The sequence below is a fragment of the Candidatus Pelagibacter sp. Uisw_113 genome (genome assembly GCF_047717815.1).
Classification (GTDB): domain Bacteria; phylum Pseudomonadota; class Alphaproteobacteria; order Pelagibacterales; family Pelagibacteraceae; genus Pelagibacter.
The window spans coordinates 998839-1011550 of sequence record NZ_CP159809.1 but is presented as its reverse complement, the minus strand read 5'-3'; the positions used below and the strand labels follow the sequence as shown (position 1 = coordinate 1011550).

At 25.4% G+C, this 12712-nt stretch carries 10 protein-coding genes; all 10 read left to right on the top strand.

Annotated features, from left to right (window positions below; genetic code table 11):
* Positions 1-15 precede the first annotated feature (15 nt).
* Genes rsmH through murB form a run of 10 tightly spaced genes read left to right on the top strand, consistent with a single transcriptional unit; the run spans position 16 to position 12711 of the window.
* Positions 16-1026: a 16S rRNA (cytosine(1402)-N(4))-methyltransferase RsmH gene (rsmH, locus tag ABXT39_RS05450; protein WP_415294739.1), complete on the top strand. Its 1011-nt coding sequence runs from the start codon at positions 16-18 to the stop codon at positions 1024-1026.
* Positions 1023-1331 (top strand): cell division protein FtsL, encoded by a 309-nt coding sequence (locus tag ABXT39_RS05445; protein WP_415294738.1) that lies wholly within the window; start codon positions 1023-1025, stop codon positions 1329-1331. Before rsmH ends, ABXT39_RS05445 begins: the two co-directional genes overlap by 4 nt.
* Positions 1318-3003: a peptidoglycan D,D-transpeptidase FtsI family protein gene (locus ABXT39_RS05440; protein WP_415294737.1), complete on the top strand. Its 1686-nt coding sequence runs from the start codon at positions 1318-1320 to the stop codon at positions 3001-3003. The genes ABXT39_RS05445 and ABXT39_RS05440 overlap by 14 nt, the downstream gene beginning before the upstream one ends.
* Positions 3004-3010: 7 nt before the next feature.
* Positions 3011-5857 carry a bifunctional UDP-N-acetylmuramoyl-L-alanyl-D-glutamate--2,6-diaminopimelate ligase MurE/UDP-N-acetylmuramoyl-tripeptide--D-alanyl-D-alanine ligase MurF gene (gene murF / locus ABXT39_RS05435; RefSeq protein WP_415294736.1) on the top strand — a complete coding sequence of 949 codons (2847 nt, stop codon included), beginning with the start codon at positions 3011-3013 and terminating at the stop codon, positions 5855-5857.
* The gene (mraY, locus tag ABXT39_RS05430; protein ID WP_415294735.1) at positions 5847-6932 is read left to right on the top strand and encodes a phospho-N-acetylmuramoyl-pentapeptide-transferase; all 1086 of its coding nucleotides are present in this window, start codon (positions 5847-5849) and stop codon (positions 6930-6932) included. Before murF ends, mraY begins: the two co-directional genes overlap by 11 nt.
* Positions 6932-8227, top strand: coding sequence for a UDP-N-acetylmuramoyl-L-alanine--D-glutamate ligase (gene murD / locus ABXT39_RS05425; RefSeq protein WP_415294734.1), 1296 nt, complete (start codon positions 6932-6934; stop codon positions 8225-8227). Before mraY ends, murD begins: the two co-directional genes overlap by 1 nt.
* On the top strand, positions 8224-9348 hold the full coding sequence (locus tag ABXT39_RS05420; RefSeq protein ID WP_415294733.1) for an FtsW/RodA/SpoVE family cell cycle protein: 1125 nt from the start codon (positions 8224-8226) through the stop codon (positions 9346-9348). The genes murD and ABXT39_RS05420 overlap by 4 nt, the downstream gene beginning before the upstream one ends.
* Entirely contained in the window at positions 9349-10419 is a 1071-nt protein-coding gene (locus ABXT39_RS05415; RefSeq protein WP_415294732.1) for a UDP-N-acetylglucosamine--N-acetylmuramyl-(pentapeptide) pyrophosphoryl-undecaprenol N-acetylglucosamine transferase, read from the top strand.
* Positions 10409-11803: a UDP-N-acetylmuramate--L-alanine ligase gene (gene murC, locus ABXT39_RS05410; protein ID WP_415294731.1), complete on the top strand. Its 1395-nt coding sequence runs from the start codon at positions 10409-10411 to the stop codon at positions 11801-11803. The genes ABXT39_RS05415 and murC overlap by 11 nt, the downstream gene beginning before the upstream one ends.
* Entirely contained in the window at positions 11803-12711 is a 909-nt protein-coding gene (gene murB / locus ABXT39_RS05405) for a UDP-N-acetylmuramate dehydrogenase (protein WP_415294730.1), read from the top strand. The genes murC and murB overlap by 1 nt, the downstream gene beginning before the upstream one ends.
* The last annotated feature ends 1 nt before the right edge of the window (position 12712 follow it).

Sequence of the window (12712 nt, the reverse complement as noted above, 5' to 3'; positions counted from 1 at the left end):
TCTTCAAAAAAATAAATGATAGCCACCATAATACCAGATTTGAGAAATCATTATCCGGTATTGCTAAGTGAAATAATTAGTATTATTAACCCTCAATATGGTGGCACATTTATTGACTGCACGTTCGGTCAAGGTGGATACACAAAAAAAATATTAAACTTTCCAGACACAAAAGTAATTGCACTAGATAGAGATTCCGAAAGTTCTAAAAAAGCTCAAGAACTTCAAAATAGATTTGAAGATAGACTTTTATTTAAAAACATTAAATTTAGTCAATTAAATAATTTAAAGTTAAAAGATGAAAATATCAAAGCTATAATTTTTGATTTAGGGTACTCATTAAATCAGATTAAAGATCCAAAAAAAGGGCTTTCATTCGATACCATAGGTGAACTTAATATGAAAATGGGTATAAATGATTTTTCAGCAAAAGAAGCAATTAATCAATTAGGTGAAAAAGAGCTTACAAAAATATTTAAATATTTTGGTGACGAAGTAGACAGCAAAAGAATAGCACACAATATTGTTGAAGATAGATCCAAAAGAGAAATCACAACAGAAGAGCTAGTTAGAATTATAGATTCTTCAAAAAGAAAACGAAATTACAAGACACATAGTGCAACTAAAATTTTCCAAGCATTGAGAATATTTGTAAATAAAGAAATTAGTGAATTAATTTATGGATTAATTAATGCAGCTAAAGTTGTTAAAAAAGATGGTATTATTGTAGTTGTAACGTTTCATTCACTAGAAGATAAAATTGTTAAATATTTTTTTAAAAGTTTATCTGAAAATAAAAGTGTCTCAAGACATATGCCAAAAACAGAAGAAAAAATAAATTTATTTAAATCTGTTATAAAAAAACCAATAGTACCAAGCGATAGAGAAATTAGAGAAAATCCACCATCTAGGTCAGCCAAGTTACGTTATGTAATTAAAAAAGAAGACTTTTTTGATTTTGAAACAGATATCTTAGATAAATTTAAACATTTAATTGACATTGAGAATTTGTCAAAAAAACTATGAAACAATTGGTGTTAGTTGTTATTTTCCTATTAATACTGATTACATCACTTGTTAAAAATTCTACAAAAGAAATAGAAGATCAGATTTTTGCAATTAATGAAAAAATAAGACCTTTAAAATCAGAACTCGGAGACGTACTGCTTGAGTTTAATTATTTGAGTTCTCCTGAAAAATTAGTTCAGTATCAAACACAATATTTTGAAAAAGATTTAATTAAAATTGAAATTATGAATATTAAAGAAATCACTGAAAATAATAAAAATTTAGAAATAAACGACTTAATAAGCAAGAGTGGCAATGAATAATAAAAAAAATATTATTCTAGAAGAATATGAAAATGAATTTTTATATAAAAAAAGTAAAACAAATTTAGATATACAATTTAATAGAATAGCCTTTATTTTTTTTGTTTTTTTAATGATTTCAGTAATTTATTCAATACAATTGCTTCATTTAGGTTCATTAAAAGCAGAAGATAACAAAAAATTCTTAACTGTAAATAAAAACCATAGAGCAGACATACTTGATAGAAATGGAAATTATTTAGTCAAAACAGTTAAGTCGATAGATATTGGTATTAACCCTATTGAGGTAATTGATAAAAAAAAACTCTTAATTAATTTACAGTTAATATTCCCAGATAAAAATTATGCAGAGATTATTAAGAAGCTTGAAAAAAATAAATTCTTTTATTTCGAAAAAAAAATATCTTCTAAAAATTATGAAAAAATTATGTTACTTGGAGATAAATCAATTAAATCAGAAGAAAAATTAACTAGAATTTATCCTCAAAAAAATCTCTTTAGTCATATTATTGGTCAAATAGATGATGATAATAAAGGTATATCAGGACTTGAAAAATCTTTTAATGAAAAATTAAAACAAACAAACGAACCACTTAAATTAACAGTAGACACTGACATACAATTTTTAATTAGAGAAGAATTGGTAAAGTTTCAATCTATATTTAGAAGCAAAGGTAGTACTGCAATTTTGATGAATGTTAATAATGGAGAAATTATATCTATGGTTTCATATCCAGATTTTGATCTTAATAAAAGAGAGAAGATAGTGGATCTCAACTTTATTAATAGAGCAACAAAAGGAGTGTATGAGTTAGGCTCAGTATTTAAAACTTTTACAGTAGTAGCTGGATTAGAAGAAGGTTTAATTAATACTGACACAGAATTTTTGAATTTAGAAAAAAAACTACAATGTGGAAAAAGTAGCATATCCGAATATGACAACAAAATACCATCTGATCTTACTGTAGAGCAAATCTTAATTAGGTCTGGAAACATAGGGTCTGTAAGAATTGGACAAAAATTAGAAATTATTAAATTAAAAGCCTTTTTAGAAAAAATTGGAATCTTAAGTAAAATAAATTTTGACATAGAGGAGGTTGGAGAGCCTATTCCATTTAAGTGGGGAAAATGTAAACTTGCGACTGTCTCATTTGGACATGGAATAACTACAACTCCACTACAGTTGGCAAAAGCTTATGCAATAATATCAAACGGTGGTTTTGCTGTTGAGCCCAGCTTAATAAAAAGTGAGTTAAAAAATAATCAGCAAAAAAAAAGAATAATCAAAGCTGGTATTTCAGAGAAAATAAACCAGATACTTAGAAAAATCGTAACTACCAAAGAAGGTACAGCGGGACTTGCAAACATTGAAGGTTACGAAGTTGCCGGAAAAACTGGAACAGCTGAAAAATCTATAGCTGGAGGCTATACAAGAAAAGCAAAAGTAAATACATTTGCGGGCATTTTTCCCGCCTCTAACCCTAAATATGTGCTGATAGTTTTACTAGATGAGCCAAAAACATCATCAGATTATGTATATGAATATAAAAATAAAAAAGGTTCATATAAAGGAACCCCATTTAATACCGCAGGGTGGACATCCGTAGAAGTAGCTGGAAAAATCATAGAAAAAATTGGGCCTATTTTGGCCACAAAACATATAGAAAATTAATACTTATATGTTGATTGGTAACTTTCTTAAAAATATTAAAAAAGAATTTAGAAATTATCAGTTTGCTGGCCTTAGTTTTAATAGTGCAGATTGTAAAAAAAATTATATTTTTTTTGCAATTAAAGGAACAAAATCAGATGGGAGTAAGTTCATTGATCATGCAATTAAAAAAGGTGCAACAATCATTATTTCAGAACAAAAATTTGAGGGCATAAAAAATAAAGTATTATTTTTAAGATCAAAAAATACTAGAAAATTATTATCAGAATTATCGTATAAGATAAAAAAAGATAAACCTAAAAATTTAATTGCTGTAACAGGAACAAATGGAAAATCATCAATTGCAGATTTTTATTTTCAGCTACTCAACTTAAGTAATAAAAAAGTAGCTTCTATTGGAACATTAGGAATTAGGACAAAAAATAATTTAAAGAAAGTTTCTAATACCACACTAGATCCAATTGGATTAAGCAAAATATTATATAATTTAAAAAAACAAAAAATTGACAATGTTATAATGGAAGCTTCTAGTCATGGACTTAAGCAAAATAGACTTGATGGCTTAAAATTTAATACTGCAATTTTTACAAATTTATCTCATGATCATTTAGATTATCACAAAACATTTAATGATTATCTTAAATCAAAATTATATCTATTTGAGAAGTTATTAAAACCTAGAGGAAGCATCATTACTGATAGTAAGATTCCAGAATATAAAAATTTAAAAAAAATATCGCTAAATAATAGATTTAATCTTCAGGCTTTATCAAAAGTTAATAATGGAATAGATATTTATTCACATCAATTTAAGGATGATAAACAAATAATTAAAATTACACACAATCAAAAATATTATGAATTACAAACAGACTTAATTGGTAAAATTCAATTAAAAAACTTATTTATGGCAATGCTTGCTGCTAAAAAAAGTAATTTAAAATTTGATAAAATAGTGAAATTAACTTCAAGGGTAAAATCAGTAAGTGGTAGGTTTGAAAAAATTGGAACTTTAAAAAATAAATCAAAAGTTATTTTAGATTATGCTCATACACCCGACGCACTAAATACTTGCTTGTCTAATTTGAAAGAACAATTTGAAAATAAAAGAATTTTCATTGTATTTGGATGTGGTGGTAATAGAGATAAAGACAAGAGACCCATGATGGGAAAAATAGCTAATCAATACTGTGACAGAGTTTATTTAACAGACGATAATCCAAGAGATGAAAATCCAGAAAAGATAAGATTAGTTATTAAAAAAACCATTGATAAATCAAAATTTTTTGAGATTTCAAACAGGTCTAAAGCTATTCATAAGGCTATATTTGATTTAAATACTGGCGATATTTTAGTTATTGCAGGCAAAGGTCATGAACAGACACAAGATTATGGAAACTTTGTAAATAAATTTTCTGACAGATTAGAAATACTAAAAAATATTAAATTAAAAAATGAAATTCTTTCAACTAATCTTAAAATAAATATTTTAAAAGAGATTAGCAACTCTCCTCAAATTAATCCAAAGATAAAAACAAACAATGCATCAATTAATTCAAAAACAATAAATAAAAATGACATATTTTTTGCAATAAAAGGAAATAATAAAGATGGAAATTTATATATCAAAGAAGCTTTCCAAAATGGTGCATCATTAGTAATAGCTAACAATCAAAAAAAATCTAAAAAAAAAATTATAATAGATGATACGTTGCAACTTTTAACAGAGGCCTCATCAAAACTAAGAGAAAATTTACCTAGTAAAATTATATCTATAACAGGCAGTTGTGGAAAAACCTCCCTCAAAGAATTGTTAGGAAAAACTTTAAGTAAGATTAATAGTGTAACTTATTCACCAAAATCTTTTAATAATAAATTTGGAGTACCATTAAGTTTATTTAATCTAAGAAAAAATAATGAATTTGGTATTTTTGAAATTGGTATGGATAAAAAGGGTGAGATTGATTATCTATCAAAAATTATCAAACCTGATGTTGGTGTTATTACAAATATTTCCTATGCACATATTAAGAATTTTAAAAATATCCATCAAGTAGCTTTAGCAAAGTCAGAAATTATTGATAATATAAAAACAAATGGATTTCTTGTTTTAAACCAAGATGACAAATTTTATAATTTACATAAAAAAATTGCTAAGAAAAAAAACATAAATATTCTTACATTTAGTTTAGAAAATAAATCAGCAGATATTTTTTTAAAAAAAATAGTTAGAGAAAAATCTAAATACCAGATATTTGTAAATATTAATAAAAAACAAACTTACTTTTACGTAAGATCAATTTTTGAAAATTATTTAAAAAACTTATTAGCTGCAATTGCAATTATGTCAATTTTTAAAGATATACAAAAATTAGATAAAAATATATTTTTTGATTACGAGATAACGAAAGGTCGTGGAGATATAACAAAAGTTAAATTAAATAAAAAGAGTATTTATATTGTAGATGAAAGTTATAACTCTAATCCGTTATCATTAAAGTCTGCTATAAAAAATTTTGATGAATTAAAAATTGATAACTCTAAAAAAAAATTAATACTGGGTGATATGTTGGAGTTAGGAAATTTTTCAAAGAAGCTACACTTAGAGATTGGGAAAGAAATTAATAAAACTTCTCTTAAAAATATTAATATAGTAGGCAAGCATATTTTACATACTTATAAAAACCTTGATAAGCACCGTAGAGGGGTCATTTTGAAAGATAAGTCTAAAATAATTGATTTGATTAAAAATGATTTAAATAATAATGATTATTTAATGATTAAGGGTTCAAACTCTACTGGACTCATCAATCTAGTTAACAAATTAAAAACTGGTAAGTTTAATGCTTTATAGTCTTATTACTCAATTAATTGATCAATATAATTTTCTAAATGTATTTAAGTATTTAACATTTAGAACAGGACTCGCAATATTTACGTCAATGTTTGTGGTTTTATTAATAGGCACTCCTTTTATTAAATTTTTTTCAGCAAGAAAAATTTTAAATCCAATAAGAGATGATGGCCCTACTGAACATATAGTTAAGAAAATTGGAACGCCAACAATGGGGGGTGTTTTAATTTTACTTGGACTATTTTCAGGAATATTACTCTGGGGTGATCTATCAAATTATCATATATGGTTTTTGTTATTTATTGTTTCAGGGTTTGGGCTATTAGGTGCATATGATGATTATAAAAAAATTAAGTTTAAAAATTCATCTGGTGTTTCATTTAAATTTAAGATTATTTCTCAAATTTTAATAGCCATTGTTGGAATTTTTGGTTTAACTCAATTATCTCAAAATACTGAACTTACAAACTTATATTTTCCTTTTTTTAAAAATTTGATTATTAATCTTGGGTGGTTTTTTATTCCATTTTCTATTTTTATAATTGTTGGGTCCTCCAATGCAGTTAATTTAACAGATGGTTTAGATGGCTTAGCAACAGTGCCGGTGATATTAGTGGCAGCATGTTTTGCATTTATTAGCTATGTAACTGGTAATATTGTATTTTCAGAATATTTAAATATTCCCTATCTTGAAGGTATGGGGGAAGTTTCAGTTTTTTGTGGATCAATCATAGGAGCTTGTTTAGGATTTTTATGGTTTAATGCACCACCTGCTAAAATATTTATGGGTGACACTGGCTCATTAGCATTAGGTGGATCTTTAGGGGCAATTGGTATTATTACTAAACATGAGATTGTTTTAGCAATAACAGGTGGGTTATTTGTACTAGAAGCTGTGTCAGTTATAATTCAAGTATTTTCATTCAAATTAACAGGTAAAAGAATTTTTAGAATGGCACCTATACACCATCATTTTGAAAAAAAAGGTTGGGCAGAATCAACAGTCGTAATTAGATTTTGGATTATATCAATAATATTGGCAATGATTGGATTAGCGACATTAAAACTTAGATAATGTTAAATCTAGAAAAAAACTTTTTTAAAAAAAGAATATTGATTTATGGTCTGGGTAAAAGTGGTCTATCCACTTATAGTTTTTTAAAAAAAAGTAATGTTATTAGTTTATATGATGATCGAATAATTGCTAAAAAAAAAATTAAAGATACCCACACAACATACAAAGAAATAATTAAAAAGGAATTTGACTGTATTATAATTAGTCCAGGAATAGATATTAATAATTGCAAATTAAGTAGATTTTTAAAAAAAAATCATAAAAAAATTTATACAGATTTAGACATTTTTTATAGTCGATATGTTTTTAATCAAAAAATAACTATTACTGGTACAAACGGAAAATCAACTACTGCTAAGCTTTTGTACGATATATTAAAAGACCAAAAAAAAGATGTTCGTTTAGTTGGCAATATAGGTAATCCAATTTTATTGGAAAAAAAGATCAAAAAAGACACTCTATTTGTAATTGAGGCTTCATCTTATCAACTAGAATACAGTAAGTTATTTAAGACAAATATATCTATGATCTTAAATATTTCACCAGATCACCTTGAAAGACACAAGACTATAAATAAATATATAAGTGCTAAATTTAAATTAATAAAGAATCAATCTAAAAATGATATTGCAATTTTAAATACAAAAAATTTTTACATTAGAAGAGAATTAAAGCAAAAAAAGTTTGCACCATCAATTCTGAAAATAGAAAAATTTACAAGCGATGAGTTTATTAAAAAAATGAATAATTATTATTTTGATACAGATGGTAATAAAGAAAATTTGACATTTGTACTGAAGGTTTCAAAGCTATTAAATTTAAAAAATAATCTGTTATTAAAAACATTAAAAAATTTTAAAGGATTAAGTTTTAGACAAGAAATAATTCATAATTCTAAATTTTTAAAAGTTATTAACGATTCTAAAGCAACAAGCTTTTCTTCATCAGAAAAATTATTGAAATCATTAAAAAATATTTATTGGATAATAGGTGGTTTACCTAAAAAAGGAGATAAATTTTTACTCAAAAAAGATGATTGTAAAAAGATCAAGTTATATATTTTCGGTAAAAATCAAAAATTTTTTATTAATCAATTAAAAAATAAGATGGAGTTTCAATCATTTTTAAATTTAAAAGCTTTAATTGCTAAGATTTTTTTAGATATTAAAAATGAAAATAATTTTATTAACAAAACAATTCTTTTTAGTCCAGCCTCTGCATCATTTGATAGTTTTAAAAATTTTGAAGAAAGAGGTAAATATTTTAATAAACTTATAAAAAGTTATATAAAATGATAAATATTAGTTCACTCAATTCAATATATTATAACTGGTGGAAAAATATAGATAAAACAATTTTTTTATTGATAATATTTTTATTTAGTCTGGGTTTATTTTTTTCTTTAGTTTCAACTTCATTAATTGCTTCAGATAAATTAGATACAAATAATTATTTTTTCTTTTTCAAACATTTAGCTTATATTTTTATTGGATTGTTAACTTTAGTGTTTTTCTCTTCTCTAAGTGAAAAGAATCTTTTTAGAATTTCTATTTATCTTTTTTTTATTACTTTATTTTTTTTATTTTTAGTTCCATTTTTTGGTACTGAAGTTAAAGGATCAAAAAGATGGCTAAATCTTTTTTTTCTTCCTAGATTTCAACCAATTGAATTACTAAAACCATTTATAATTATTTTTGTAGCAACAATTTTATGTAGTGAAAAAAATTATAATATTTATATAAAGTATTTATTGACTATTATTGCCATTATCCCAACTGGCTTACTATTAATAATGCAGCCTGACATCGGTCAAACACTTTTAGTGTTCTTATCTTGGGCAATATTAGTTTTCATATCTGGCATAAATCTACTATTCATTTTATTATTTATAAGTTTTTCTATTATAACTCTGTTATATGTGGTTTTTTTCATCCCAAAATTTATTTATATTAAAAGTCGTATTCTTTCTTTCTTTAACCCTGATGGAGGAACGCATAATTTTCAATCTGATAAGGCTATCGAAGCAATTAGTAGTGGTGGTTTTTTTGGTAAAGGAATAGGAGAAGGTACCTTAAAAACAAGAGTTCCAGAGGCTCATACTGATTATATAGTTTCAGTTATCTCTGAGGAATTTGGTGTTATTGCAATAATATTGTTATTAATTTTATTTTTGTTTTTTATTTACTTTGTTTTTAAAAAAATTTATTTAGAAAAAAGTGAAAAAATTAAACTAGTGCTAACTGGAGCAATAAGCCTAATAATTTTTCAAGCATTAATACATCTTGGGGTAAATATAAGACTATTTCCCACAACAGGAATGACATTACCATTTTTAAGTTATGGGGGTTCTTCAATTATAGGAGTTTCTATATTATCTGGAATAATTTTAAATTTAACAAAAAGAAAAATTGATTAGATGAATAAAAAAATACTAATTAGCACTGGTGGATCAGGAGGTCACGTCATACCTGCAACCATAATATATAAACATCTAGAGGTTAATTTTGAGGTTTCTATGACATCTGACTTTAGGGGTGTCAAATTTTTAAACAAAGATGAATATAATTTAAAGATATTTAATGTGAGGCCAATTTCAAAAAATTTACTAATAATACCATTTGATTTTGTTTTTATGATATTTTTGATTTTCAAGTCTATTTTTTTCTTAAGAAAAAATAAAATTAATATATTAATTTCGACAGGTGGATATATGTCACTACCTCTATGCCTAGGTGCTAAAATTTTAAATATTAAGCTGTTGTTATTTGAGCCAAATATGGTCCTAGGTAGATCAAACAAATTCTTTATAAGTTACTGTCAAAAAATATTTTGTTATTCTAATAATGTCAAAAAATTTCCTATTAAATTTAAAAATAAAATTAAAGTAATTCCAGCATTATTAAGAAAAATTTTTTATGATAAAAAGAATAATAATAATTCTTTAGATACAATTAATTTACTTATAATAGGTGGCAGTCAAGGAGCTAAAATATTTGATGATTTAGTTAAAAATACAATTATTAAATTATCTAAAAAATATAAACTTACAATTTATCAACAAACTAGATCTATTAACTTTCAAAGTTTTAAAAAAACTTATGAAAATAATAATATTAATTGTGAATTATTCAATTTTAATGATGATGTTATAAATTTTATGCAAAAAACAGATTTATGCATTACTAGAGCAGGCGCATCAACATTAGCTGAGTTAAATTTTACCGAGACTCCATATTTGGCAATACCTTTGCCAACCGCAAAAGATAACCATCAATTTGAAAATGCTTATTTTTATAATAAACTTGGCCTTAATTGGTTGTTAAATCAAAAAGAAATAAATGAGAAAATATTACTCGATAAACTAATTAATATTATTGATAATAAGGAAGAATATCTTGCTAAAAAAAAGAACATGAAAGATTTTAACTATGAAAACACATGGAATAATATAAATCTGAAAATTATATCTGTTATTAATGAAAATTGAATTAGCTAAAACTGAAATTATACATTTTGTTGGTATAGGTGGTATTGGAATGAGTGGCCTTGCACTCATTATGAAAAGAATGGGGTTTAATGTTCAGGGTAGCGACGTCCTTGCAAACAAGACTATTGAAAGATTAAAAAAAGATAAGATCAAAATAACAATTAGCCATACTAAAAAAAATATAGCAAAAGCAACAATTGTTGTCATTTCATCGGCTATTAAAAATAATAACCCTGAATTAATTGAAGCCAGACTAAAACAATTACCTATTTATAAAAGAGGTGAGATGTTGGCAAATATAGTCTCTTTAACAAAAAACATAGTTGTTACAGGTTCACATGGAAAAACAACAACCACGTCTCTATTAGCCTCAATATTTTCAAAGACAAAATTAGACCCAACAATTATTAATGGTGGTGTCCTTAATGCAATAAAAAATTCTGCAAAACTAGGTAAAAGTGATTGGTGTATATTAGAAGCTGATGAGTCAGATGGTAGCTTCATACACGTGCCACCAACTTATTCTATAGTAACAAATATTGATCGTGAGCATATGGATTTTTATAATTCAATGAAAGATCTTAAAGAATTATTTATTAAATTTATCAATAAAGTCCCTTTGTTTGGGAAGTCTTTTATTTGTATAGATGATAAAAATAATAAAGATTTATTAAGCAAATTAAAAATGAAAAATTATTATACATATGGAATTGACCTTAAATCAAATTTCTGTATTAAAAACATAAAACAAGAAAAAGAATATTCTCAATATGATCTTGCTATAAATTTGCCAGGAAAAAAGAATTTAATTATAAGAAAAATTAAATTACCATTATTAGGCACTCACAATATTAGAAACTCTACGGCAGCAGTAGCTGTAGCATTAACAATTGGAATACCACAAAATATTATCAAAAAAGGATTGAAAGAATTTAAGGGTGTTCAAAGACGATTTAATAAAATTTTTACACATAGAGAAACTAATTTTTATGATGATTATGCCCATCATCCAACTGAAATTAGAGAAGTCTTAAATGGTGTGAGAGCTGCTTATAAGAAGGAAGAAGTAATTTGTATATTTCAACCACATAGAATTTCTCGACTAAAAGATCTTAAAAAAGAATTTAGCTTATCATTTAAAAAAGCTGATGTTGTAATATTATGCCCTATATATACAGCTGGAGAAAAAATGAAATTAGGTTTTAAATATAATAATTTTGCAAAAGATATTATTAAAAATTCAAAAGTAAAACTGTTTATGGTTGAGGATCAGTATCAATTAGCAAAATTTGTTAAAAATACTATTTTTGGTAAAAAGATAGTTGTTGGTATGGGTGCAGGTACAATTTCAACATGGATGAGACAATTACCAAAATTGATCTAATGAGCATTGAAGAAATAAGAAAATTTTCAGATGATATTAGTAGTAAAATTCACTTTGATTATGATTTAAAAAAGAGCAATTGGTTTAATATTGGAGGACAAGCCAAAGTTTACTTTAGACCGGATAGTTTGCCTGACTTAATTTTATTTTTAAAAAAATTTGGAGAAAAAGAAAAAGTACATATTTTAGGTGCGGGCTCGAATACTCTTATAAGTGATGAAAAATTTGATGGTGTTGTTATCAAGTTAGGAAAAAATTTTTCCAATATCTCCATATTACCAAATGATGTCATAATAGCAGGCAGTGCCTGCCTCGATAAAAAGCTTTCTGATTTTGCACTGAATAATGGAATAGGTGGATTTGAATTTTTAGCATGCATACCAGGTACTATAGGTGGGGGGCTAAAGATGAATGCTGGATGTTTTAATAAAGAGTTTAAAGATGTGCTAGTATCAATCCAAGCAATTGATAAAAATGGACAGGTTTTAACAATACCAGCGAGTAAAGTTATATTCAAATACCGAAGTAATGATTTAAAAGAAGACTTAATTTTTTTAAGTGCATCGTTTAAAGGATCAAAAAAAAATAAAGAAGAAATCGAAAAAGAAGTCTTAGAATTAAAGGAAAAGAAAGATAATGCACAACCAACAAGATTAAAAACAAGTGGCAGCACATTCAAAAATCCAATTAATCAAACTAATAAAAAGGTTTGGGAATTGATCAAAGAATCTGTAGCACTTGATACCAGCTTTGGAGATGCACACATCTCAAATAAACACTGTAATTTTTTTGTAAATAAAAATAATGCTAGTTTTGAAGATATGAATAAATTGATTGAATTTGTTAAGATAAGTGTGGAAAAAAAAACTGGAATAGTATTGGAAAAAGAAATTAAAATTTTAAAATAGA

Coding starts and splice junctions, on each gene's coding strand:
- rsmH (WP_415294739.1), top strand. CDS start 16: ATGATAGCCACCATAATACCAGATTTGAGAAATCATTATCCGGTATTG.
- ABXT39_RS05445 (WP_415294738.1), top strand. CDS start 1,023: ATGAAACAATTGGTGTTAGTTGTTATTTTCCTATTAATACTGATTACA.
- murF (WP_415294736.1), top strand. CDS start 3,011: ATGTTGATTGGTAACTTTCTTAAAAATATTAAAAAAGAATTTAGAAAT.
- mraY (WP_415294735.1), top strand. CDS start 5,847: ATGCTTTATAGTCTTATTACTCAATTAATTGATCAATATAATTTTCTA.
- murD (WP_415294734.1), top strand. CDS start 6,932: ATGTTAAATCTAGAAAAAAACTTTTTTAAAAAAAGAATATTGATTTAT.
- ABXT39_RS05420 (WP_415294733.1), top strand. CDS start 8,224: ATGATAAATATTAGTTCACTCAATTCAATATATTATAACTGGTGGAAA.
- ABXT39_RS05415 (WP_415294732.1), top strand. CDS start 9,349: ATGAATAAAAAAATACTAATTAGCACTGGTGGATCAGGAGGTCACGTC.
- murC (WP_415294731.1), top strand. CDS start 10,409: ATGAAAATTGAATTAGCTAAAACTGAAATTATACATTTTGTTGGTATA.
- murB (WP_415294730.1), top strand. CDS start 11,803: ATGAGCATTGAAGAAATAAGAAAATTTTCAGATGATATTAGTAGTAAA.